Below are 26,060 nucleotides of genomic sequence, written 5' to 3'. Positions count from 1 at the left end.
ACTATCATGAATGAAATTGAGAGAAGACAGTTCATCAAAAACGGAATATTTTTTTCAGCCAGCTTTTTAGCAGGAGGCTTACTGTTATTGGGTTGCGGAAATAGTCAGAAAGAAAATGCGACCGGGGATGCGAAAGCAAAAGAAAAGAAGAGTGATGCTCCGGCAAAGGATCCCTGTGATGCATCGGCACTGTCTGCCGAAGACCTGAAGGCCCGGAAGGCATTGGGATATGTGGACGAAACGCCTATGAAAGAAAAACGTTGTGGAAACTGCAAGCTGTTTGTACCGGCGCAGGGGGAGAAGTCATGTAATACATGCCCTTTATTCAAAGGTCCGGTTGCGCTTAAAGGATATTGCACCTACTGGGCGCCTAAAGGCATCTGATTTTTAAACATAAAGCATCAACTGTGAGTCATCATATTTTTTTCAGATTCGGTAAATGCCTGTTACTATTGATTTGTTTTTCGGCAACGGCATATTCCCAGAAAATACGCGTGGGTGTTTTTGAAGTGAATGCTTCCCCGCCATTAGGCAGCCCTGTTGCTTATGCGGTTACACGTTCCATTACTGATTCCTTAAGTGCGCGGGGTATTGTAGTGTTGTCAGCAGACAAGCCCGTTGTGCTGTGTGTGGTGGACTGGATTGGTATTTCCAATGAGGGGCAGGATCGATGGCGCCAGCAGGTGGCAGAGGCAGCAGGAACAACCATAGACAGGGTTTCTATACATACCCTGCATCAGCATGATGCCCCCCGTTGTGATTTTACGATTGAAGGAATTATGAAGGAATATGGGCTGGGAGGAAGAAGCATTGACAATGCTTTCACTACAGACGTGATCCAAAGAACAGCTGCAGCTGTAAAGAAGGCAATCAGTAATGCACAGGTGGTAACAGCTGTTGGATGGGGGCAGGCTAAAGTGGATAGCGTAGCCTCCAATCGCAGAATAACGGAGGCCGATGGCAGCATTACCACCCGCTGGAGCAGCACAAAAGATAGTGCCCTGCGCGCAGCGCCCGAAGGATTGATAGATCCCTGGCTGAAATGCATCAGTTTCTGGAACGGGAATAAGGCAGTTGCACTGTTGACTTATTACACAACACATCCGCAAAGCTATTATGGCACAGGCGATGTAACCTGTGAGTTTGTAGGTATTGCCAGGAATGCGATAGAAAAGCAACTGGGAATACCCGCTATTCATTTTAACGGCGCAAGCGGCAATATTACTGCGGGAAAATACAATGATGGTGCTGCCTCACAGCGTATTGTCCTTGCCCGTCATGTGGAGGATGGTATGAAGAAAGCATGGCTGAATACAAAGAAATATCCGCTCCGGAATGCTTCCGTTGCCTGGAGTAACGTAGAAGTGGCACTGCCACTTGGCGCAAACATCGTGGAAGCAGATCTTCGTCACCGTATGACCAACGACAGTCTCAATATTCATGAAAAATTCAGGGCGGCGGAAAAACTGGCCTGGTATCAGCGTAGCACCGAAGGGTACAAGGTGAATGTTTCTTCACTGAAGCTGGGCAATATCTGGTTGCTGAACATTCCGGGAGAGGCATTTGTGGAGTACCAGCTGGCAGCGCAAAAAATGCGGCCCCGGGATGTTGTTTGTACCGCTGCGTATGAAGAATATGGGCCGGGTTATATAGGAACAAAGGCATCTTATTTTGAGAAAGGCGGATATGAAACCAGCGATATTGTTTCCGGCGTTTCTCCGGATGTGGAATCTGTGCTGTTGAATGCCATTCGTACAGTGCTAAAATGAAGGTGATATGGACCGGAGAAAATTTTTGACAAATTCGGCTATCCTCACCATTGGAGGCAGCGTTTATAAAACACTTGGTATGGGAAAGAGTACGCGCGCTGTTACTGACCTCATCAGGTTAACGGCAACTGCTTCAAATTTTGAAAGAGAAAAATTAAGGATACCATTCGGGTTTAAAGGAGGCTACCTGACAGAGCTTTGGCAAACCGCTGTGCAACTGAAAACAGACCGGGTTAGCGAAATCGGGTTAGCCACACAGAGCGTATTGTATGGGGATGCTGATCTGTTTGCCGCTTATTCTGAGGCGGCTGCCAACTCGCTGATGTTTGCATTGACTGAAAAAGCCTTACATCTGGCAAAAGATATCCCTTTCAGGACACCGGTCGACTTATTTGAAAGACTGCTTCCGGCTGTAACAAATGAAGCAGTATCATTAACCGGTAAGAAGGATATCAATCCAAACTTTATTCTGAATGCATTAGTGAGCCTTGATAACGCAGCCTGGTTGGTTTATGCTGCTGAGAATGGTTTTACGGATTATGAACAGATGATCCCGGAAATATACAGACCGGCACTAAGCACACATAACAGCAAAATAGGCGTAATGTTCCAGGTATCTTACAAAATGCCTGTACAGGACATCGTGAAGGCTGCAGACGATGGATATTTTATTATTAAGATAAAAACAGGGCAGCCGGGAACGCAACAGGAAATGGTTGAAAAAGATGCCGCCCGTATCAAAGCCATTCATGATGCCCTTCGGTTTAAAAGTACACCACATACAAAGCATAACAGAATTCTGTATACGCTGGACTGTAATGGCAGATACGAACAGAAATCTACATTGCAACAGTTAATAGAACAGATTAAAGGAAACGGCCTGATGGATCACTTATTATTGATCGAAGAGCCTTTCCCTGAAACAAACAATGAATTTGTGGGCGACCTGGGCGTGCGTATTGCAGCAGATGAAAGTGCGAATAACGAGGCCAATACACTGCGACGCATCCGGCAGGGATATAAGGCGATTGTATTGAAGGCGGTGGCCAAAACGCTGAGCCTCACCTTCAAGATTGTTAAGGTGGCGCAAGCGCATCAGATCCCTTGTTTTTGCTCGGACTTAACGGTAAACCCTATATTGGTGGACTGGCATAAGAACCTGGCAGCAAGACTGCTTCCTTTTCCGGAATTGGGAATTGGCATGATGGAGACTAATGGAAAGGAGAACTATCTGGGATGGGAAACCATGAAAGAATATCTTCCGGCACGAGATGCATCATGGGTGAATGCAAAACAGGGAGTGTTTGAACTCGATGATAGTTTTTATCAAACCGCCGGAGGAATATTCCGGCCTTCGGATCATTATGTTGAAATATTTAGAAAGACGTAAAGTAAGCGGGTATGTATTCCTGTTAGTGATCCTGCCAGTTATTTTTTATGCTGCCTGTATGCCTTGCAGCAGTGCCGGAAAGCCAGACATAACTGCCAAAGCAGTTATGTCTGCAAAAGAACAGGAGGAATACAAGGCCAGGATAGTGGCCTGCAGTTTTGTGAAAAAACACCTGGGTGTTACCATTGGTTTAGAAAGCATATATCATTTTAAAATTACTGGAAGAGAAACATATACAATGAAAGGAGTTATCAAAGAGAATGATAACGTTTGCTATTGGTCTGTTACCCTGCTTTTTAACGGAAGCGACTGGAACAATATTAATAATTGGGCCGAGTTGACGTTCAATGCAAATTATCCGGGGAACGATGGTTGATTTGTTTAATAGGCAATTTTAGGATATTTTTGTATACAAATTACTGTTTTTATGAAAGAAGGTTCGTTAGCAAATATGGCATATGCTGAATTCAGGAAAATGATCCTGTCTAATCAGTTAACCAGGGGATCCAGACTTGTGGAAAGCTGGTGGGCGCAGAAGTTGAATGTGAGTCGTGTAGCTGTCAGGGAAGCGCTGATCAGGTTGTCAGGCGAAAGCCTGGTTGAATTTGGTGAAAAAGGTGGATGTTTTGTGAAATCCATTACGGCAGAAGACGTTGTGGAAATAAAGGAATTGCGTGAAGTATTGGAACTGGGCGCATTAAAATTGTTATCGGAAAGGTATGACAAAGAAGTAATAGCAAAGTTGGAGAGAATCTGTGAAGATTTCTCACTGATGGTCAGTGGCGGATACTTGAGCGGCGCCTGCGAAGCGGATGTGAAGTTCCACGAGGCTATCATTGAGGGCTCAAAAAATGTCCGCCTTCTGCATATTTATAAAAGTAGCAATATTCCCTTATTTCATTTCAAACTTGGCAGTACGCAGTCTGAAATGAATGACTATGAATTGACGGATGTAGAGCATAGAAAAATAGTGAAGGCTTTGAAAAAGAAGGACTATGAGACCGCAAGGGAAACACTGATTATGCATTTGGACCGTGGAGAGAAAGCCATGCTTGGAATGGTTCCGGAGCACAACACCGTTGCAGGGTAATGTACCCTGCCGGTCAGGACTTCAGTTTTGCCAGTGATATCTCTCTCCCGTGTTGCCTTTTACTTTCGTCCGCAGCTTCCATAAAGGCATACAATTCTATTGTTTCTTTTGGATTGACCGGAGATATGCCTGTCTTGTAGAAATCTATTATCTTTTGAAGCAGTGGCTCGTAGCCGTGATATCCTGTAATAGGCGTATTTCCTTTTTCGCCGAAGGCCATTCCTCCATAGGCATAAACACCGCTTCTGGTTCCGCGGAAGATACCTACCCTTCCGTCTTCCCATACACCTGTAACAATATCCGTGGAGGCAGTATGCGTTCTTTGTACAGTGCTGCACCCCATTCCCATTACCGCAAACAGCATTTCCACTCCATGCACTCCATACCAGTACAAATCAGTATGAGATGGTTCAATTTCACAGGGGCTAAAGGTCTCTGCACCGAGTATTTTGCCAACCAGGGAGCCATTCCGCAGCTTTTCCATATTTTCAACATAACGTAAAGTAGAAGAAGAGAAAACTGGTATTTTGTGGCGTTCTGCTAATTCATAAATACGGGCCACATCCCGGTAAGATGCAGCTATTGGTTTATCAATGAATACAGGTTTGCCTGCTTCAAATATCATTTTTGCCTGTTCTAATCGTAATCTGCCATCATTTGTTTCCAGCATTATGACGTCAGTTACTTTTAAAAGTTCAGCGATGGAGGATGATATGGTGACGCCATATGCTTTTACCTGTTCTGTATATCCGGCGATTCTGCTGTAGCTGCTTTCTATCTCGCGGCTTCCATAAGGATAAGCGGCTGTTACCCTGTACCCCCCGTAAGTGTCGTCAGCTTCCGTTCCATTTAATGTTTTTACAAATTCAATGGAATGAGAAGTATCCAGGCCAATGATACCAACTCTTTTTCCTTTCTGTGGTACCGGGAATGCTGCATAAGCTGAACGGGAGTATAAACTTATGCCCAGGCCCAGCGTTGCTGCCGTTTGCAGGAAATTGCGCCGGTTAATATTCGATTTGTTTTTCATCCTGTAGTTATTTTATTTATTTGCAAGTCGTTTCAGAGCAATGTAAGCCATAAGGCCGCTACTCATATTGAATACGTTTTGCTCATCAACATCAAAAGTGGGTGTATGAAGGGAAGAGTTTATTCCCCGGGCAGTGTTTCCTACGCCTAATCTATAGTAACAACTATCGGCCAGCCGGGAAAATTCTCCGAAATCTTCTCCGGCCATCCAGGTATCCAATGTAGAAACATTTTCCTTTCCCAGGTATTCAATGGCATATTGAAATACCTGGGCTGTAAGGTCTTCATTATTTTCTACTCCCGGGAATCCCTGTATTTTCACGTCAGAAGTGGCGCCCATGCTTTCTGAGATGCCTTTGACTATTTTATTGATATGGGCGTGTACTTCTTTTCTCCATGTTTCATCAAGTGTTCTGAGCGTGCCTTCCAGGTAAACTTCTTCCGGGATAATATTAGTAGATCCGGCGGCGGTCAGCTTCCCTATTGAAAGAACAGTTGGCATCGCAGGGTTGGCCATTCTACTTACAATTTGCTGCAGGGCAATAATTACATGACCGGCGATTACCACCGGATCTATATTTAAATGCGGTTGCGCGCCGTGTCCACCCCGGCCTTTGATGGTAATATACAGCTCATCATTTGAGGCCATATATCTTCCGGGTTTCAATCCCACCTTTCCTGCTTCCAGTTCAGGCATAGTATGCTGACCGATAACAGCCACCAGTCCCGGGTGATTTAATAATCCTTCTTCCACCATGGCTTTGGCGCCTCCGGGATATTTTTCTTCTGCCGGCTGGAAAATAAGTTTGATCTGCCCTCCAAAATCATCTTTCAGGGCCTGTGCAATGCGCGCTACGCCCAGCAATGATGCAGTGTGTACATCATGTCCGCAGGCATGCATGATGCCTTTGTTCTGTGATTTATACGCTACATTGTTTTCTTCATTAATCGGAAGTGCATCAATATCTGCCCGTAATGCAACTGCTATTGAAGATGGTTTGCCTCCGGTAATGGTGCCGATAACGCCGTTGCCGGCAGAAGCCTGCCAGGGAATATCCAGTTGGGACAACCGCTTTTTAATATAGTCAGCTGTTCCCTGTTCGTGAAATGAAAGTTCCGGATGCTGGTGCAGATAGTGTCTGTCTGCAATGATTTCACCGGAAAATTGGTGGCATAGCGTTTTAATTTTATCTATGAGCATCAGCGGGAGTGCTTGGTTAATGATGGATAAGCCTGCAATACACGGTCTATTTCTGAAGACTGTCCAGGAGAAAGACTTTCATGTGGATTGAGACACCAGGTGCCTTCAAGAAGTTGCTCGCGGCGGAGCACTTCATGTATCCCGGAAATACATCCGTGAAACTGGTTCGAAGGATCAAAGATGGCCGCATTCATGTCGGTGATCATGGTGCCGGTAGCCAGTAAGTCTGCTATCCCTTCATTGTTGTTAGCGATAGAGTACTTTATTTTATTAAACAACTCAACCGCCGGTTTTGTCCAAACAGACCAATGTCCCAGCAGCCCGCCAACAAATCTTTTTTCAACTGTTGCGCCATTCACTACAAATCTGAAAGGGGTTAGGAGGTCTGCCACCAGGTTGTCGTCATTGCCTGTATACAGGGCAACTTCTTTCATCCGGGTGGAGTCGCACACCGCTCTTACCACATCCAGCGTTTGGTAACGGTTGAATGCAGCAACTTTTATCGCCTCCACATTAGGAATTTCGGCGAAGGCTTTCCAGAATTCGTAACTAAGGATCCGGCCTCCCACAGCAGGCTGCAGATAAAAGCCAAATACAGGCAGGATATCTGCAATTGTCCTGACATGTTCTATCAGGGCTTCGTCCGTCCAGTCGTTTAGCCCGCCAAGACTTAATAAACCGATATCATAGCCATATTTAACTGCCAGTTCAGCCTCTTTAACCGCCTGGCTGGTAGCGCCGCAGATGCCGGCAATTTTGACAAGCGTTTTTCCGCCTGCTGAACGCTGTATCTCATCAGCCGTTAATTCCAGTACCCGTTCCAGCAGGTTGAATTTCGGGTCCCTGATCTCAAACTGCGTAGTGTGCACGCCGATAGCAATACCTCCTGATCCGCTTTCGAGGTAATATCTGGTCAGTGCTCTTTGCCTTTTTTCATCTATCCTTAATTCGCTGGTCAGCGCAAGTGGATGTGCAGGTATAAAAGTACCCTGGTGCAGTAATGTTTTAACTGCCGGGCTCAATATTTTTGCAGACATATCTTTAAAATTTTCCTTCTCGTTCCTGAAAATGGGTAGGTTTATTGGAGATTTTACCGCCGTATTTCATCCATTCAGCAATCATATGGATCATTTCCTTGAGTGACACCGATGGGTAGCCAAATAAATCAAATGCCTCGGCCGAATTGCTTAACAGGGCAGTGGTTTGTTCTTCTCCGCTAAACACCGGCGGGAGGTTGAACAGCTTACCAAATTCTCCCGCAATCCATCTTACAGAAGCGGTTTCCGGACCTGAAACATTTAAGAACTTTGCAGGTGTGCTACAATGCAGTAGTGAGCGGATGGCAATTTCGTCCGCATCCTTTTGCCATATCACATTTACATGACCCATACGAAGATCAATACTAATGCCTTCTTTCACACATTTTGCAATTTCAAGCAATACGCCGTAGCTGACATCATTCGCATAATTCAATCTGTAAATCAGCAATGGAGTGCCATACTTCGACGACTGGTATTGAAAAATACGTTCCCGCCCAAGACAGGACTGTGCATATTCTCCAACGGGTGCTGCTGCCGTTTCTTCTGTGGCGCCGCCTGCAATAACAGGAGTCAGCGGATATACGTTACCCGTTGAGAAAACAACGATTTTTGAGTTTTTGAATTTTTCCGCTACCAACCCGGGCAGGAAGCTGTTCATTGCCCATGTTAATGATTCATTACCAGTAGTCCCAAATTTTGTTCCCGCCAGGTATATCACATTAGGCACTTCGGGTAAAGAAGCCAGTTGTTCAGGCTCCAGTAAGTCGACCGGGTAGGTTTTAACGCCATACTGTTCCAGCTCTGACTGAAGGCCGGGTTGAGAGAATCTGGACGCGCCCAATACTTTCTTTTTCAAACCTGCAATGGCAATAGCGTCCATTGCTAATTTGGCCATAGAGGGCCCCATTTTTCCTCCAACACCAAGTAATAGAATGTCCCCGTCAATTTTTGCAATGTCTTCGATAAGCGCATCAGAAGGCGTTAGAAGACGACTGTAAATATCATTGATATTGGTCATGTTGTGAAATTTATAGAGATAGTTAAAAGAAGAGTTTTTGAATATTCAGACCGGCCAGGATAAATACCAGAAGAAGCCCCGCTATGGCTGCTATGTTGACGGCCAATGAATTTCTATATTTGCCCATGATCGTTGCATCATTACTAACCGCAAATAATGCTATTCCGATCAGCGGTACGATCAATACAGTGATGCTTTGTGCAAAAACGATCAGTTCAAGTGGAATATGCCCGAAAAGGATAGCTATTGTTGCGCCGATAATAATGATCAGGGCAATGAAGCTTTTTGCTTTTGGCGAATCCATGCTGCTGCCATAGCCGAGGGAATCTGCCAGCAGCGTTCCGCCAAGTGTGGCATTGCCGATAAGGGAAGAGAAGGATGCGCCATAAAGGCCTATCAGGAAGAACATAGTAGCCTTCTTGCCGAAAAGGGGCGTAAGTGCCCGGCCCATATCTGCGGCAGTATTCACCTTTATATGGTTAACATGAAGAACGGAGGCAGCGCAGACCATCACAATGACACTCATTAACCCAAGCAACAGGATCCCTGTAAGGCTTCTATCCCTGATCTCATTTCCGCTTTTGTTATTTCTTGCCCTTTCCTGTACAAGATAGGACTGATAAAATGCACCCACCAGTGAAAAACAGGAGGCGATAAATGCAATGATCAGGCCCTGAGATCCCATCGGTACCTGCGGGCGAAAACCGGCCAGACTCTCTGACATGGAAGGACGCGCTACGATGCAGGTGACCAGGAACGAAAGCAGCATGGATATTACAATGCCTATCATCACTGTTTCAAGGATCTTGTAGAAACGGCGAAAAAATAACAGGCTTATGCCTATTGCGCTGGAAAGGACCACCCAGAAGGCGGTGGACGTATTCGTTAGTTCGGCCAATGCTACACCGGACCCGATTGCGTTGCCAGCCTGAAATGAAACGGTGACCAGGAAAATTCCTATACCTATGATCGCAGAAAATTTGCTGCCCCACTTCATTTGAATGGTATTTAACAGCGATTGTTTGGTGGCCATGCCTATTCTGGCCGCCATAGATGTATAAATGGCCATAAAGAATATGGCAACTGCCACAATCCATAGTAAACTATATCCAAATTCAGCCCCAAGTTTAGTGGTAATAGTCATTTTACTTGGCCCAAAAACAACGGCCAGCGTAATGATGCCTGGAATAAGGGAGCCGCTCCAATCTTTTAGTTTTGATGACATGCGTCCTGGTTTGGTTGAATAAAATGTTATTTGAATACAAATATATTGTAGTTTTGTATACAAAAATACTTTTTTTGTGTATGCAGAAAAAATAAAACCGGCGTCTTGCATTATACGCAATGACATTGCTTCAGTGTTGCAAGTGTAAATGCTGGCGGCAGCAATATTTAAAGCAGGGAAAAAACTGCAGTAAAAATGATTATCGGAAATCCCGTTTTTTATAAACCATCCGAAAGCTCTGGCGGGCATTTGTAACCCCTGTGCAGGAGTGTTGAAATTATCTGTATAGCCCTTTTTTTGGCGCGATAAGGGCATAAGGGAAGTATATATTTACGACCTAAAAAAATATTTATGAACCCGGAAATAATTGTAGTTGGCAGTTCAAACATTGATATGGTGGTTAATGCAGAGCATCTTCCATCCGCCGGAGAAACCGTTCTTGGCGGTAAGTTTTTTATGAACCCCGGAGGTAAAGGTGCCAACCAGGCGATAACAGTAGCAAGGCTCGGCAGCCGGGTGAGATTCATCACGAAAATGGGGAATGATATTTTTTGCATGCAGGCTATCCAGCTTTTTGAAGAAGAAGGGATTGACCCCACCTATATCAGCAAAGATCCGCTGAATCCTACCGGTGTGGCGCTTATCACGGTAGATGCCAATGCGGAGAATTGCATTGTGGTAGCCTCGGGAGCCAACGCCAACTTGTTACCGGCAGATATTGCCAGGGCAGAAAAAGACATGGCAGGAGCAGAAATAATATTAGTACAACTGGAAGTACCTATAGAAACAGTGGAATATGTAGCCGATCTGGCTGCAGCCCGCGGTATAAAGCTGGTGTTGAATCCTGCTCCCGTTTGCGCCCTGAGTGCGCAGCTGCTGCAACATGTATACATACTCACTCCTAACCGCAAGGAAGCAGAGATGCTCAGCGGTATTCCCGTTCGGAGTATTGAAGATGCGGAACGGGCGGCGGCTGTTATCAGCAGCAAAGGAGTGTCTATTGTAATTGTCACCCTGGGGGCTGAAGGTGTGTTGGTATTGGACAATGGCGTATATACCAGGGTACCTGCTGTTTCTGTACAGGCCGTGGATACTACTGCTGCAGGAGATGTTTTTAACGGGGCGCTTGTGGTAGCGCTTTCAGAAGGAAGGGGCATTATAAATGCCGTTGAATTTGCATGCAAGGCAGCGGCAATCGCGGTTACCCGTCTGGGCGCCCATGCTTCCATTCCCTATCGCAGGGAAGTGGATGGGCCGGATGGAGCTCGCAGTAAAGTTAAAGGTTGAAATCACACGTATCTCCATCTAAATTGTAAATTCCATGTTTATTGTAACTAATTACGCTACTGCTGTTTTCTTTTGCATCATTACTATGCTGGCTTGGGGTTCGTGGGCCAACACTCAAAAACTTGCCGGAAAAAAATGGCACTTTGAACTATTCTACTGGGACTATGTAATTGGCATGTTCTTGTTCTCTATACTGGCCGCTTTTACACTGGGTAGTTTCGGTGAATATGGCCGCAGCTTTACAGCGGATCTTGCGCAGGCCGGCAAAGATAATCTGCTGAGCGCTTTCATAGGAGGGGTCATTTTCAATCTTGCTAATATTTTATTTGCTGCTGCCATTGCCATAACAGGCATGGCAGTAGCTTTTCCTGTAAGCATAGGACTGGCGCTGGTCCTGGGGGTGATCATTAATTATATGGAGGCTCCCCGGCAGGAAAATGCAGTGTTGTTGTTTACAGGCGTGGGACTGGTGGCATTTGCGATTTTACTGAACGCTGCAGCTTATCGCAAAGCCAGGTCGGCGCAGCATGGCCTAACATGGAAAGGCGTGGGCATAGCGCTGGCAGCGGGTTTACTCATGTCATTCTTTTACCGGTTTGTTGCGGCATCTATGGACCTGGCAGATATGGCATCGCCTGCGCCGCATAAGCTAACACCTTACACGGCTACCTTCATTTTTTCCGTGGGCGCATTAGTCAGCAATTTTTTATTTAATACGGTGCTGATGAAACGACCGTTGACAGGCGATCCGCTCAGCTACCGCGATTATTTCAAAGGAGCCCCCCGGCTTCATCTGGTGGGTGTGCTGGGAGGCATGATCTGGGGATTAGGCAATTGCTTCAATCTCATTGCTGCGGGCAAGGCAGGTCCAGCCATCTCGTATGGTTTAGGCCAGGGGGCTACCCTGATCGCTGCCTTATGGGGTGTTTTCGTTTGGGCTGAATTTAAAGATGCTCCCAAAGGAACCGGCAGACTGATTACCGCCATGTTTTTGTTTTTCCTGCTGGGATTGGGCTGTGTCGTTTATGCAGGGATGTGAGTACATCAGTTCTTCCAATGGCTGCCTGGTGAGCTTTGCAGCTATCCAGGCAGCAAAATCAAATATCTTTAGCGTCTGCATTTCGTAACGCTTCTGGCTGATCTTGTTGAACTCCTGGCTGTATTGCTCCCAGATTGCTTCCCTTTTTGCGGGGCTGCCAGGCAGGGGATACTCTTCTATGAAACGAAGCACTACCTTCTCAACAAGAAATGCATCCTTGTTGTTGCGTAACTCCCGCCTGATAGACCTGAGTTCATATTTCAGGTATTCGAAATTTTTTAGTTCCAGGTGGAGCAGCACGCGTATCAGCCTGAATGTGCGGTACAAAGGCAACGTGGAATACATGGAGTTGCTCAGTAATATCCTGTTCAGGTGCTCCTGTGCTTTGTTGTAATCGCCCTTGCACAGGTAGATCAGTGAAGTGTAGAGATATACTTCCGCTTCTTTATAAGGGCCCAGTAAATGGATCCTGCTGAAAAGAAAGGTTTCCTGCGATATATGCAGCTCCTGGGCTTTTTTAAACTCGCCCCGGTTAAGGTGTATGATCAGCCGGTAGAGAAATACCATTCTTTTGGCCGCTACATCCTCATAGGAGGTAATTGTCTGCAGCTGTTCTATCTTATGAATGTAATAAAGCATCTCATCGTAATGCCGGATAGAATGAAGACTGTCCAATATGCCTTCCAGGATAGTAAGATAGGTAATCGGTTTATTTTTCCAGTAGTCAGGGTTTTCCTCAAATAATTCATTCAGTTCTTTGAAGGTTTGAAGTGAGGCTTTTAATACACCGGTGATCAGATAATAAGTAGCCTGGAAAAGCAGGTGGTGCTTCCTGGCAGAAAAGCTGTCGTACTGCGATTTAGCCACCACATGCAGCTCACTCAGCAATAAGTCGTTCAGTTGTTCTTGTTGTTGTGTAGTCCTGATATTTCCTTTATAGATCAGCCGGTGTTTCAGGGTATGGAAGAGCGAAGTATGAAGATTGGCGGTGGACTGATGTTTCAGCGCTTCCTGTATTTTCTGATGGTCTTTTACCAATTCGTCTTCTGTAATGAACTGGAAATTAAGATTGGCGTGATACTCCTGTTCGGTCTGCAGAATAAAAGCCTGCAGCAAAAATTTTTTCTGTTGCTGCGCTTTGTCATAGGTACTTTTCAGTAAGCGGAATGCCTCGTCATACAGCGATTTTTCAAAGAGGATTTTCGCCTTGAATACCTGGTTATACAGCTGATAAGTTTTATCCTGTTCCTGTCTTAGTGCCAGCAGACAATCTGTTAATACTTTGAAAAGATATTTACTGGTTACTTCATAAGAAGCCGCCGGCCTGCTCTCTTCAAATTTTTCCCTGATGAGCTCTGCTTCACCGGGAGAGCCGGATTCAATGATCCTGAAAAGCAGGGAATAATCATTTTCTTTTTCGTTGCCGGTGGTAGACAATTTAAAATGTCTTTTCTCTGCTTTCGTGAGTGAATGTATCAGAAGAATAAGAGAAGAAATGCGTGCCATTTTTCAATTTGTATTATCTGTTTATTATTCATATGAATAATAAAACATCTGTATAGATTTTTGATTTACTGATTGCTGATATTTTTGTAGATAGCGCTGAAGTTATTTGGAAATGTACATTCCGTCCTAAAGGTGGAAAAAAAATGAGATAATCGGAAATTAAATTTGTTGTGTTCGAAGAAACCAAAATTCTACATCCGGAGATTGTCGGTACGTCGTTGATTTCAGGACCTGTTCAACAATGTCAATCATCATTACCTGTATCTAAACTAAAACACGTTTTATGTTCCAGTACTTGCTTTTGCACGGAACCAGATCAGCAAAAAGGAAAAATTCAATTCCTGTGCTTTTATTGTTGTTCCTGCTGCCATTATTTTCAAGAGCGACGGTATCGGGGGCGCCCGCCTCTTTCATCAGTCATGTGACCGGAGTAGTAACGGATATCAAAGGCAATCCGCTGCCCGGCGCAAAGATTATGATCAAAGGGATGAACAAGGGAAGTATTGCCGATGGAAAAGGAACTTACATGATCGACGTTCCTGACCGTAACACCGTGTTGGTATTTTCCTGCCAGGGATTTGCGCCGCAGGAGGTGCTGGTAGGTGACCAGAACCGTATAAATATACATTTACAGGAGACAGTTAAAAAGCTGGATGAGGTAATCGTGGTAGGATACGGGGAAGTTCGTAAGGGAGATCTTACCGGATCTGTAGCCAGCATCAGAAGTGAAGAATTATTAAAGAGCAACCCGGTAACACTGGAACAGGGATTGCAGGGACGGGTGGCAGGTGTAGCCGTTACGCAAACAGATGGCGCGCCCGGCTCGGGCATGAGCATACAGATCAGAGGGAGCAACTCCATCATGGGTGGAACCGAGCCTTTGTATGTGATTGATGGAGTGCCGGTGGTATCCGATAATGCTACTACACCCGGTTCCTTGTCACTCAGCGAAGTACAGCAGGTGAATAAACTATCTTTCCTCAATCCGCAGGATATTGAATCCATAGATATCCTGAAAGATGCCTCCGCTACAGCTATATATGGCTCCAGGGGGGCCAATGGAGTGGTAATGATTACCACCAAAAAAGGTAAGAAGGGAGTTGATAAAATCAGTTTTAATGCGGTTACCAGCCTGTCTGCTATCAGCAAAAAATACGACATGCTGGACGCCGAAACTTATGCCGGTTACCAGAATGAAACTTATCGCAATTCAGATATCTACCTGGGTACTTCCTACCAGACAGATAACAATGGATTAGGTATGCCTTATCCCGCCAAATGGGATTCAAATGCTAACCCTATCCGTTATAAGCCTGGACCGCAGGACTATAAAAACAGAAGCACTAACTGGCAGGATGTGATATTCCAGACCGGCGTAAAACAGGATTACTCATTGACTTTTTCCGGCGGAACTAATCAGAACACTTACCTGATCAGCGGAAATGTAGTGGATCAGAAAGGCATCATTGCCAACTCCAGTTTCAAACGCTATAGTGTACGCGCTGATATTAACCGCAGTGTGAAAAGCTGGTTACAGGTAGGTACCAACGCCAACTTCTCCAATACTGTCAATAACTTAGTGGTAACCGGCTCCAGTATTGTAGGCATGGGTGGCGGCGTGATAAAATCAGCGCTGAGCTATTATCCTACTGTACCGTTGAAAGACACCGTAACCAATGATTACTCAGAACTTTACTTTACGTCCAATCCCTATACATTCGCAACCAAAGCGCTGAACAAAATAACCGGTTACCGTTTCTTTAACTCCTCCTATGCAGAAATTACTTTCCGGCAGGGATTAAAGTTCAGGAGCGTGCTGGGATGGGATGTTTCCAATGAAAAAAGGGACCAGTATTATCCCGTTACCACACTGGAGGGCCGCTCTTATAAGGGACGTGCGTTCGTAGCCGACAATAACAGCCAGACGATCAGCTCTGAAAATTATTTCACGTACGACAAGCGTTGGCGGAAACATGCGCTGAATACCACGCTGGGCCTTTCTTACAGTAAAGGTACCTGGCAGTGGAAACAGATTTCAGCGGATGGATTTGTGAACGATGTGCTGGAAGATAATAACCTCGGTGCTGCGACCACCATTAATCAGCCGGCTTCGGGTAAGTCCGACTGGAAAATGATTTCCTACTTCGGTCGTGCTAATTATATCTACAACAACCGGTATCTCGTAACGGCTACCTACCGAAGGGATGGCTCCAGTAAGTTTGCCGTTAACAGCAAATGGGCAGGCTTCGCCAGCGTGGCGATGGGTTGGAACATATCAGAGGAGAACTTTTTTCGGCCGCTGAAGACCGCGGTCAGCAACCTGAAGTTAAGAGCGAGCTACGGTACTTCCGGCAATCAGGCCATTCCTTCCTATGGGTCGTTATCAAGAGTAGGACCACTCAACTATCCCTACGGAGGCAGTGTTACCAACGGATTTGCAGATAATGCTATCGGGAACGCTTCACTCCGGTGGGAAACCACCCGCCAAACAAACCTGGGCCTGGACCTGGGCCTGCTGCGCGACCGCCTCTCTTTAATCGTTGACGTGTATGAGAAACGTACCTCCGACCTGTTGCAGAATGTTGTGCTGCCTTCCAGTACAGGCTTCACCAACCAGCTGCGCAACATCGGTGTAATCGGTAATAAAGGATTGGAAGTATCCGTGCTGGCAGGGATTATCGATAATCAGCACTTCAAATGGCAGTTTAATGGTAACATTTCTTTCAACAGAAATAAGATTCTTAGCCTCGGCCCGGTACAACAGCAGTTTGCGGGTAACATCGGTACGGTGCCCATCAATTATCAACCCTTTCTACAGCGTGTAGGTGAGCCTGTTGGTATCCTGTATGGTTATAAAGAAGATGGCATCTACCAGAGCGAAGAGGAAGTTACCAACAGTAAATTTTTTGAAGGACAGGCGCCTGAAATCATCAAAAGAACGGTAGGAGAAATACGGTATGCAGATCTGGATGGCGACGGAAAGATCACCGCAAAAGACCAGACGATCATCGGTGATGTAAACCCGGATTATACTTTTGGTATCACCAATAGTTTCTCTTATAAACAACTGGACCTGAGCATATTTGTGCAGGGCGTTGTTGGCGGAGATATTATCAATACGCTGCATTATATGACTGATAACATTGGCAACAGCAATAACACTACCGTTGATGCCTACAATAAAAGATGGACAGGGCCTGGCTCAGGAGGAACTAACCCCAAGGCAATGCCCGTGCAATACAGGAGCATGTATTTCTCCGATCGGTTTATTGAAGATGGTTCCTATGTACGCCTGAAAAATATCGACCTGGGCTATACTTTCAGGGTCAATGACCATTCCTTTGTGCGCTCATTGCGTGTTTATATCAGCATCAATAACCTGGTTACTTTTACCGGATATTCCGGCTATGACCCGGAAGTGAATGCGTTCGGACAGGACCCGGCCAGACGCGCCGTTGATTTTGGTAACTACCCTAATACACGGACGTACTCCTTTGGCTTGAACTTATCTCTTTAGTACTGTAAAATAACTAACGTTATGCAACCGATCAGAATACTCATAGCTGTTATTACCGTGGTCTTTTTTACAGCAGGCTGTAAGAAAACCCTGGAAGAGCATCCATACGATTTCTATTCTTCCGAGAATATGTTTAATACTGCAGCGGATGCAGAAGCAGCAGCCACCGGCATGTATGGTGAACTGCATACCTGGAATATGTTTAAAAGTCCTTACTGGTCAGATATTGATTTTGATAATGATCATGTATCGGGACCAGGATGGCTGATGGGCACAGAAGGTGTGGCCAACTATTCTTCCGCATGGACTGTACCCAATTTATGGTTAGGTTTTTATACATTAAATTACCAGGCCACCACTATCCTCGATAAGGTGCCTGCCATCCAAATGGATTCCATTGTGCGGGGCAGGATACTGGGTGAAGCATACTTTTTCCGGGCCTGGGCTTTCTTCCACCTGGTAAGGTTATGGGGAGATGTGCCTTTGCGTCTCAATCGCTTAACAGGCGCGGGATCAGCTGATATGGCCAGAGCGCCGGTGAAAGACATATACGCACAGATCATTTCCGACCTGCAGCAGGCAGAAGGGCTGTTACTGTCAAGAAAAGATCCAAGGTCCGGTCCGGCAGGTAAAGTTACGCGCGGAGCTGCACAAACCCTGCTTGCAAAAGTATATCTTACTATGGCTTCCGCCTCCCTGCCAGGCGCCGCTATCAGCGTGCGGGGGGGAACAGACAATAGTGATTACACCTGGACAAAAAACATAGTGAAAGGGTATGAAGGTATGGACAGCAAATCGCTCTTCATTAAAGCCCGGGATAAGGCGAAACAGGTAATGGATTCTGGTGAATATAAATTGTTCAGCTCCTGGGCTGAAGTATGGAGCATGGGAAATAAGAACGGACAAGAACACATCTGGTCACTGCAGGCTACTAACGATAACACCTTCGGTACTTTGTTTGAACAATATTATTCGGCTCCTTCTTTTGGCGGCTACGGATACCTCTGGATAACGAATTTTCATTATGATGAATATGAATCAACAGACGAACGCGTGCTGACCGGTGTATACCACCGCTGGATGCAAAGCGGCGCCTGGATGTATTATCCTGAAAGAGATTCGCTGAAATACAAATATGGAGCAGACAGCAGTGTGGCCCAGTATATGAAAACCCCATTCCTTACAAAATACTGGACCGGTAACATGGCCCCTAACGAGTCGATCGGTTACAGGGCCTGTAATTTTCCGTTGCTAAGATATGCGGATGTATTGCTGATATACGCCGAAGCAGAAAATGAAGTGAACGGCCCTACTTCAAACGCATACAATGCAATTAACCAGGTACGTAGCAGGAGCAAGGCGACTCCGGTGCCACCTGGCCTTACGCAGCAGGCGTTCCGCTCTTTTGTGTTTGCTGAAAGAGGCAGGGAGTTTACGCAGGAAGCCAACCGGAAATTTGACCTGCTTCGCTGGGGCATCTATGTTCAGGTAATGAGCAAACTCGGTGTGGTAGACAATAATTCTAAAATACGTTCCGATAAACAGTTGCTGATGCCCATACCAGATGCTGAACTGAACGCCAATAAACTGATCAATGGCAACAACCCTGGTTGGTAAAAAATGCAAATGAATATATTCATGAACAGATATATTATCAAAACCTGGACAATGCTGCTAATGTGCCTGGCATATGCGGGCGCAGCAGGGGCTACCGCTGTGCAGGAAAAAGAAAGACCTGCCATCAACGGAACATTTATTCAGGATTATCTGGTAAAAGACTGGAATGATGAGAAGTGGATGAAAGAGATCCATGCATTGAAAGAAGCAGGCATGCAGTACATCGTTTTCTGTACTGCTGCCTTCACCAAAGGAGAAGCGCCTTATAAAACGTTATATCCCACCTCCATACCCGGATTAAGCCACGCATACAACAGGGATTTGCTGGACGACTGTTTGAGGAATGCTGAGAAAACCGGCATGAAGGTTTTTATAGGCATAAATTTTAATGAGCAGTGGTGGGGCAGGTACCCGGAAGAATGGCTGTACCGGCAAATGGAAACAGGCAATGAAGTGGCGGATGAAATATTGCAGCGGTACGGGAAAAAATACAGGCATGCATTCTATGGCTGGTACTGGATATGGGAAGTAGACAACCTGAACTATGTGACGCCCGGCAAACAGGAAATGCTGGCAAAGGCGCTGGACATCAATGTCAGGCATCTGCATAAAATTTCTCCCCGCATGCCGGTGATGTTATGCCCTTTCATGAACTACAGGGTGGGCGCCGCTAACGAATATGTGAAGATGTGGGAATATGTTTTTAAGCACGTTTCCTTTAAACCCGGAGATATTTTTGCGCCGCAGGATGGCATCGGCGCCGGTGGTCTTACACTGGAAGTATTGGGCAACTGGTACAAACAGCTGGCTGCCGCTGTGAAAACAAAACCTGGCCTGCTATTCTGGTCTGATGCAGAAACATTTGATTACGTGGGCTGGACAGCCGCGCCTATTGGTCGATTCGTGACGCAAATGAAAATTGTGCAACCTTATGTCAGTGGTATTATCAGTTTTGCCTACAGCCATTATTATAGTCCGTTGAACGCTAATCCCGGCTATCATGAAGCTTATTTGCATTACCTGAAAACAGGCGCTGTCTTAAAACAAACTGTTCCGCCGGTATCCGGCCTGGAAGTAAAATGGACAGATACTGCTAAGGCATCCATATCCTGGAATGCTCCTGACAGTTTGCGCCAGGTTTGTGGCTATTATATCTACCGGGACGGGAAGTTGTTGCGTAATCTTCAGGGTAAAAAAAATACACCTCCGTCGACCGCCTTCACAGACGAAGGAATAACCAAACAAAAAATATATACTTACGAGGTAGCCTCTTATGACTATTATGGAAATATCGCTACAAAGGCTACAAGCGTACTGGTAGATGAAACGATAGGAAAAGTACCGCTGCTGCAATACCGCCAGGCGGAAATCATAAAATAATCTGAGTATGAATAATCGAATTTTAGCTGGTTACGGATTGATATTACTATTGCTTTTCATAGCGCCGTTTGTGGAGGCACAGGAAATGAAAAAGAATATCAATGCCCGAACATTGCCCCGACCATTTGTGACGTCGAAGGAAACATTGAAAGACAAATTGAAGGGAGGCTGGGCTGGTCAAACGATAGGCGTTACTTTCGGAGGTCCTGTGGAGTTTCTCTACAACGGAACATATATCCAGGATTACCAGCCACTCAACTGGGACAACAACAGGATTGCCCGCACTATGGACAGCTTTGCCGGGTTGTATGATGATATTTACATGGACCTGACATTTGTGGAGGTATATAACAGGCTGGGGCTCGACGCGCCCTTGGATTCATTTGCGCAGGCATTTGCGAACGCCGGTTATGTATTGTGGCATGCTAACCAGGCAGGGAGGTATAACATTCAGAATGGTCTGCCTTCCGGGAAAGCAGGGAACTGGTTGCACAACCCGCATGCGGATGATATCGACTTCCAGATAGAATCAGACTTTGCAGGTTTGATGAGCCCGGGTATGCCATATGCCGCCGCCATTATCTGCGATAGTATCGGACATCTCATGAATTCAGGCGATGGCTGGTATGGTGGCGTATTTGTGGCCGCTATGTATGCAGAAGCAGTAATGTCGGACGATGTAACGCATATTGTACAGCAGGCATTAAAAATGATCCCGGCCCGCAGTAAATTTTATCAATGTATTGCAGATGTAATCCGCTGGCATGCAAAGTACCCCGACAATTGGAAACAGACCTGGTTTGAAATACAACAAAAATGGGCAGAAGATGCAGGCTGCCCGGATGGCGTGTTTCAGCCATTGGATATTGATGCCAAAATAAATGCTGCCTACGTGGTGTTGGGTCTTTTATACGGAAAAGGCGATTTTACCCAAACAATGGAAATTACCACCCGCGCAGGACAGGATGCAGATTGTAACCCGTCAACTGCGGGGGGGATCTTAGGTACCATGCTCGGTTACAGCAAAATTCCCGCCTACTGGCGTGATGCTGTTACACCCGCACAGGATAAGATATTCAAATATACCAGCACTTCCCTTAATACCGTATATGATACCGGGTTTGAGCTGGCGCTGAAAAATATTGTGCGTCACGGAGGTAAAGTTAACGGCGATAAAGTGGAGATTCCATTGAAGGCATCCGTTCCTGTACATTTCGAAGAAAATTTTACGGGACATTATCCAAAGGCAAGGGTTCCATTTTCACATGCAGGATTTACTGAAACCTCTTTCGCTGTGCCAGGCATTGGCTTCGTATTGCGCGGATATGCACGGAAGAAAAAGGAAAGCCTGCAGGAATATGTATTTAAAATAAAAATAACTATAGATGGTAAGGATACGGAAACAGTGTCTCTGCCAACAGATTACAACCGCAGGCGCACGGATATATGCTGGAAATACCAGTTGCCAAAAGGGGACCATGAGGTAAAGTTGCTGATATTGAACCCGAATCCGGATTATGAGCTTGTAACCGTTGACTACCTGCTGTATGAAGATACACCGGTGAAAGGCAGCCGCTAAGAGCTGATTTTTTTAGTATGGATATAACTGCCGGCATCACGGCAGCTCAGATGATTTATTTATTCAAGTGATATGAGATCGTACCTGACATATGTATGCTGCTGTTTAATGGGCTTATATGCCTGTTCAGGAAGCAGGGGTAGTAAGAAGATTGTATTGTTTGCCACTCCGGCTGTGACAGACAGTTTGAAGCAACAGCTGGAAAGAGCAGCTGCCAGCAACGGCTGGCAGCTGCTGGTTACCACAGACCGGCACTTTTTCCAGGAAGATTCCCTGGCCGGATGCAGCGCCGTGGTATCTATGCTGTCGGATGTCGATAGCCTGGGCCATCGGGAAGTGGTATCGTTACGGCGTTACCTGGAAGCAGGAGGGGGCTGGATGTTGGTAGCCGATACACTGCATCACCCAACAGGCTGGCCCTGGCTGGATTCATTGAACAGACAGGAGGAATTCACGGAAGATAAGCCTGCCAGGATCTTTATGACGCCCGCACCATTAGCAGCAGGAGTATTGGAAAAAGGGGTGAAATATGCGATCGGGGATAATACCGCGCCGGATTATAAACTTTGCGCCACACTTCCTATACCTGAAAATAACCGGTACGCCTATACGATGTTGGGTCAGGGCCTGGATGAACCTATGGAAATGGCCATCATGCCGGGCAACGACGTGTTGTTTGTGGAACGCAAAGGCGGCGTAAAATTATATGAGCATGACAGTAAGGAGATAAAGACCATTGGGCATTTCGATGTTTTCAGCGGTATAGAAGATGGCTTGCTGGGCGTGGCCCTGGACCCGGACTATGAAAAAAATAACTGGGTGTATTTTTACTATGGGGTGGCAGGTAGTAAAGCAGTGAGCCGTTTATCCAGACTGGAACTGAAGAAGGGGCAACTGTTGATGCAAACAGAGAAGATCATGATGGAAATTCCCTCACAACGGCAGTATTGCTGCCATTCTGCGGGATACCTGGAATTTGGTCCTGGCGGCCTGTTATACCTTTCAACCGGGGATAATACAAACGCGGAGGCTACCGAAGGTTATACGCCGGTAGATGAAAGACCGGGACATGAACTGGCCGACGACCAGGGCACGTCTGCCAACAGCAATGATCTGCGGGGCAAGATACTGCGTATAAAGCCAAAGCCGGATGGAACATACGAAATACCAGACGGAAACCTCTTTCCTAAAGATGGCTCCGCAGGCAGACCAGAAATTTATATAATGGGATGCCGCAACCCTTTCCGCATCACAGTAGATCCGCAAAACAACTTTCTTTACTGGGGAGATATAGGGCCCGATACCAAGGTTCCTGCTGCTGAAGGCGGCACCCTGAGCTTTGATGAAGTGAATCAGGCCAGGAAGCCCGGATACTTTGGCTGGCCTTATTTTAATGGCAACAATGAAGCATATCCACTATGGGACTTCGCCGCAAAAAAAGAGCGCCCCCGTCAGAACCCACAGCATCCGGTCAACAACTCACGGAATAATACAGGAGTGCGTAACCTTCCGCCGGCTCAACCGGCGATGATATGGTATGCTGATGGCAGTTCACCCATATTCCCGTTGGTCGGCAAAGGCGGTGAATCCGTCATGACAGGTCCCGTTTTTTACAGCGATCATTTCAAAAATGCTAAATACAGGTTATCGCCGTATTATGATGGTAAACTGTTTATTTACGATTGGGTGCGCCGTTGGATCATGGCAGTTACATTTGATAAAGATCATCATTATCTCCGCATGGAGCCATTTCTTGAAAACCTGGAGCCGTCGGCGCCTATAGATATGAAGTTTGGTGAGGATGGTGCGATTTATTTACTCGAATACGGCACCAACTGGTTCGCAAAAAATATGGATGCGAGACTGGTACGCATTACCTATGCAGAAGGTAACCGTAAGCCATTTGCCAGCATCCGGTCTGATAACAACTACGGTGCCGTGCCTTTTACCGCACATCTTTCAGCAGCAACATCCGGCGACTTCGATAAAGGAGATGTGCTGCAATACAACTGGGAGCTGGCCGGCAAAAGTTATAGCGGACCAACGCTGGCGCATACATTTAACCAGCCGGGTAAATACAGGATATACTTAACAGTAACGGATAATCACGGCGCCACAGATACTGCCTCATTGACGCTTGAAGTAGGCAACACGCCGCCGGTAGTCCGGATACAGACCAAAAATAACCGCAGCTTTTATTGGGATAATACCTCACTCGATTACCTGGTAAGCGTTACCGATCATGAAGATCCGCAGATCGATTCTTCCGCCATCAGGGTGGGTTTTGATTATCTGGCGTCGGGCCGCGACCTGGCGGTGGTATTAAACGGTAACAACAGCAGTGCCAGTCCACAGCACGCAAGAGGCCATGAACTGTTTTATTCATTGGACTGTAAGGCCTGTCACACAGAAAACACCGCCTCCGTAGGGCCAAGCCTGCTGGACATCGCACATCGCTATGCCGGTAAGGAGGATAATATCAGCAAGCTGGCAGCTAAGATCATTGCCGGCGGCAGTGGCAACTGGGGCACGCGCACAATGTCTTCCCACCCCGATCTGCTACCGAAGGATGCCAGGGAAATAGTGGAGTACATTATTTCGCTGGGAGCCTCCGCGCAGTCATTACCCTTGCAGGGATCTGTGGCATTGAAAGCGCATGAAGGAAAAGGAAGCAATGGCGTTTACCTGCTAACCGCTTCTTATGCCGACAAAGGAGCCAATAATATAGCGCCTCTTACATCGCAGGCTATCGTTGTATTAAGAAACCCATTACTGGAGGTGGAAGATTTTGATGACAGCAGGGTGAGCTTACAACCCGTTGCCACCGCCGGTCTCACCTATGCCTATGTAAAGGATGGGGATTTTGTGGCCTACAAACAACTCGACCTGGCAGGCATCAGCAGTATAAAGTACAATGTGCAATACAGGGGCAGCGGTGGTGAAATCCTGTTACATATCGATAGAAAGAATGGACCGGTAGCAAGCAGAATCACTATACCTCCCGGAAATACGCCCGACTGGAAATCGGGCTGGAAACAGGTGACAGCGGCATTGGATGAGATCAGCGGATTGCATGACTTGTACTTTGAGTTTAAAAGTCCGCATGGCGACAAAGGATATCTTTTCAATATTGATTGGATTTATTTCACAAAAAACAAATAGAGACCCTTATGCCACTATCCGTGAGATACCGATTGTCGGTAATGATGCTGCTGGAATATTTTGTGTGGGGCGCATGGTATGTAACTATGGGAACCTACCTGCTGGTGACGCTGAAAACGGGTGCTGTGCAGGTAGGTGCGGCATATGCCAACCTTTCTATAGCAGCCATAATTTCACCGTTGTTTATAGGGTTGGTAGCCGACCGTTTTTTTTCTGCACAGCGGTTGCTTGGCACACTGCACCTGCTGGGTGCGGCGGTCCTCTTCTGTATCAGCTATGTGCATGAATTTGATGTCTTCTGGTGGCTGATACTGTTGTATACTTTGTTGTATATGCCCACCATTTCTTTAACAAATGCTGTTGCCTTCCGGCAGATGGCAAATGCAGGCAGGGAGTTCCCGGCTATACGGGTTTGGGGAACGGTGGGCTGGATAATGGCAGGCTTGCTGATCGGTGGCCTGCATATCGAAAACAGCATGCTGACTTTTCGTATAGCCGCCGCCAGTGCTTTCTTATTGGGTATCTACAGCTTTTGGCTACCGGATACCCCCCCTGTAAAACAACAGGCGGATCTGCGGGGAATATTGGGAGTAGATGCCTTGAAGCTTTTCAACAACCGTTCCTACACGGTATTCTTCATCACTGCTGTTGCTATCTGTATTCCCCTGGCTTTCTACTATAGCTTTGCCAACCCTTTCCTCAACGATATGGGTGTGCGGAATGCCGCAGGTAAAATGACGATGGGACAGTTGTCGGAACTGCTGTTTATGTTATTGATACCATTGATGTTTGCGCGCCTGGGTGTAAAGAAGATGCTTCTGCTGAGCATGTTGTGCTGGGTGCTACGTTATCTTTCTTTTGCATGGGGCAACAATAACCACGAGGCCTGGATGCTTTACGCGGGCATATTGCTGCATGGCATCTGCTATGATTTCTTTTTTGTAACCGGACAGATATACACCGACAAACAGGCCGGTCTTGCAGTTAAAAATTCGGCACAGGGGCTGATCACCTTTGCCACCTATGGTGTGGGCATGCTTATTGGCTCTTTTGTATCAGGTTTTACAACAGGCGCCTACAGTATGAACATCAACGGTGCATTGCTGTATCAATGGCGCAATATATGGCTGGTGCCTGCGGGCATCACTGCTGTGTGCATCCTGTTTTTTACTTTTCTATTCAGAGATAACCAACACAAATAATTATTGTAA

General features: G+C 46.2%; 18 protein-coding genes. 13 read left to right on the top strand and 5 right to left on the bottom strand.

The window, feature by feature from the left end; translation table 11 throughout:
• The first annotated feature begins 6 nt into the window (after nucleotides 1-6).
• The 5 genes from ACMXI2_RS19865 to ACMXI2_RS19845 are packed head-to-tail and all read left to right on the top strand — an operon-like array spanning nucleotide 7 to nucleotide 4,249.
• Nucleotides 7-384 (top strand): high-potential iron-sulfur protein, encoded by a 378-nt coding sequence (locus ACMXI2_RS19865; protein WP_483777809.1) that lies wholly within the window; start codon nucleotides 7-9, stop codon nucleotides 382-384.
• 23 nt (nucleotides 385-407) lie between these two features.
• The gene (locus tag ACMXI2_RS19860) at nucleotides 408-1,769 is read left to right on the top strand and encodes a hypothetical protein (protein ID WP_483777808.1); all 1,362 of its coding nucleotides are present in this window, start codon (nucleotides 408-410) and stop codon (nucleotides 1,767-1,769) included.
• A 7-nt stretch (nucleotides 1,770-1,776) separates the two neighbouring features.
• Complete coding sequence (locus ACMXI2_RS19855; protein ID WP_483777807.1) at nucleotides 1,777-3,159, top strand: enolase C-terminal domain-like protein; 1,383 nt, start codon at nucleotides 1,777-1,779, stop codon at nucleotides 3,157-3,159.
• The gene (locus ACMXI2_RS19850) at nucleotides 3,134-3,535 is read left to right on the top strand and encodes a hypothetical protein (protein ID WP_483777806.1); all 402 of its coding nucleotides are present in this window, start codon (nucleotides 3,134-3,136) and stop codon (nucleotides 3,533-3,535) included. Before ACMXI2_RS19855 ends, ACMXI2_RS19850 begins: the two co-directional genes overlap by 26 nt.
• 51 nt (nucleotides 3,536-3,586) lie before the next feature.
• Nucleotides 3,587-4,249: a GntR family transcriptional regulator gene (locus ACMXI2_RS19845; protein ID WP_483777805.1), complete on the top strand. Its 663-nt coding sequence runs from the start codon at nucleotides 3,587-3,589 to the stop codon at nucleotides 4,247-4,249.
• A gap of 13 nt (nucleotides 4,250-4,262) precedes the next feature.
• On the opposite strand, the gene ACMXI2_RS19840 is transcribed toward ACMXI2_RS19845, so the two are convergent.
• The 5 genes from ACMXI2_RS19840 to ACMXI2_RS19820 are packed head-to-tail and all read right to left on the bottom strand — an operon-like array spanning nucleotide 4,263 to nucleotide 9,762.
• The gene (locus ACMXI2_RS19840) at nucleotides 4,263-5,279 is read right to left on the bottom strand and encodes a Gfo/Idh/MocA family protein (protein WP_483777804.1); all 1,017 of its coding nucleotides are present in this window, start codon (nucleotides 5,277-5,279) and stop codon (nucleotides 4,263-4,265) included.
• A 12-nt stretch (nucleotides 5,280-5,291) separates the two neighbouring features.
• Nucleotides 5,292-6,479 carry a M20 metallopeptidase family protein gene (locus tag ACMXI2_RS19835; protein ID WP_483777803.1) on the bottom strand — a complete coding sequence of 396 codons (1,188 nt, stop codon included), beginning with the start codon at nucleotides 6,477-6,479 and terminating at the stop codon, nucleotides 5,292-5,294.
• A complete protein-coding gene (locus tag ACMXI2_RS19830; RefSeq protein WP_483777802.1) occupies nucleotides 6,479-7,516 on the bottom strand; it encodes a dihydrodipicolinate synthase family protein in 1,038 nt (345 codons plus the stop codon). Before ACMXI2_RS19830 ends, ACMXI2_RS19835 begins: the two co-directional genes overlap by 1 nt.
• Nucleotides 7,517-7,520: 4 nt before the next feature.
• A complete protein-coding gene (locus ACMXI2_RS19825; protein WP_483777801.1) occupies nucleotides 7,521-8,537 on the bottom strand; it encodes an NAD-dependent epimerase/dehydratase family protein in 1,017 nt (338 codons plus the stop codon).
• Between the two features lie 22 nt (nucleotides 8,538-8,559).
• A complete protein-coding gene (locus tag ACMXI2_RS19820) occupies nucleotides 8,560-9,762 on the bottom strand; it encodes an Nramp family divalent metal transporter (RefSeq protein ID WP_483777800.1) in 1,203 nt (400 codons plus the stop codon).
• A gap of 351 nt (nucleotides 9,763-10,113) precedes the next feature.
• Here ACMXI2_RS19820 and rbsK point away from each other — a divergent pair, with 351 nt between their 5' ends.
• From rbsK to ACMXI2_RS19780, 8 genes are all read left to right on the top strand, one after another.
• Complete coding sequence (rbsK, locus tag ACMXI2_RS19815) at nucleotides 10,114-11,049, top strand: ribokinase (protein WP_483777799.1); 936 nt, start codon at nucleotides 10,114-10,116, stop codon at nucleotides 11,047-11,049.
• Between the two features lie 34 nt (nucleotides 11,050-11,083).
• Nucleotides 11,084-12,088 carry a GRP family sugar transporter gene (locus tag ACMXI2_RS19810; RefSeq protein WP_483777798.1) on the top strand — a complete coding sequence of 335 codons (1,005 nt, stop codon included), beginning with the start codon at nucleotides 11,084-11,086 and terminating at the stop codon, nucleotides 12,086-12,088.
• A gap of 1,849 nt (nucleotides 12,089-13,937) precedes the next feature.
• Nucleotides 13,938-17,111: a SusC/RagA family TonB-linked outer membrane protein gene (locus tag ACMXI2_RS19805; protein ID WP_483777797.1), complete on the top strand. Its 3,174-nt coding sequence runs from the start codon at nucleotides 13,938-13,940 to the stop codon at nucleotides 17,109-17,111.
• Between the two features lie 21 nt (nucleotides 17,112-17,132).
• Entirely contained in the window at nucleotides 17,133-18,728 is a 1,596-nt protein-coding gene (locus tag ACMXI2_RS19800; RefSeq protein ID WP_483777796.1) for a RagB/SusD family nutrient uptake outer membrane protein, read from the top strand.
• A gap of 21 nt (nucleotides 18,729-18,749) precedes the next feature.
• Nucleotides 18,750-20,108, top strand: coding sequence for a DUF4434 domain-containing protein (locus ACMXI2_RS19795; RefSeq protein ID WP_483777795.1), 1,359 nt, complete (start codon nucleotides 18,750-18,752; stop codon nucleotides 20,106-20,108).
• Nucleotides 20,109-20,115: 7 nt separating this feature from the next.
• Nucleotides 20,116-21,687: an ADP-ribosylglycohydrolase family protein gene (locus tag ACMXI2_RS19790; RefSeq protein ID WP_483777794.1), complete on the top strand. Its 1,572-nt coding sequence runs from the start codon at nucleotides 20,116-20,118 to the stop codon at nucleotides 21,685-21,687.
• A gap of 72 nt (nucleotides 21,688-21,759) precedes the next feature.
• Nucleotides 21,760-24,849, top strand: coding sequence for a PQQ-dependent sugar dehydrogenase (locus tag ACMXI2_RS19785; protein WP_483777793.1), 3,090 nt, complete (start codon nucleotides 21,760-21,762; stop codon nucleotides 24,847-24,849).
• A gap of 8 nt (nucleotides 24,850-24,857) precedes the next feature.
• Nucleotides 24,858-26,051, top strand: a complete 1,194-nt coding sequence (locus ACMXI2_RS19780) for a nucleoside permease (RefSeq protein ID WP_483777792.1) — start codon at nucleotides 24,858-24,860, stop codon at nucleotides 26,049-26,051.
• Nucleotides 26,052-26,060: the final 9 nt, after the last annotated feature.

It is taken from the genome of Chitinophaga sp. G7 BAM 1005 (assembly GCF_057126945.1).
Note: the sequence above shows the minus strand (reverse complement) of the source record. Positions and strands in the feature narration are given on the sequence as shown.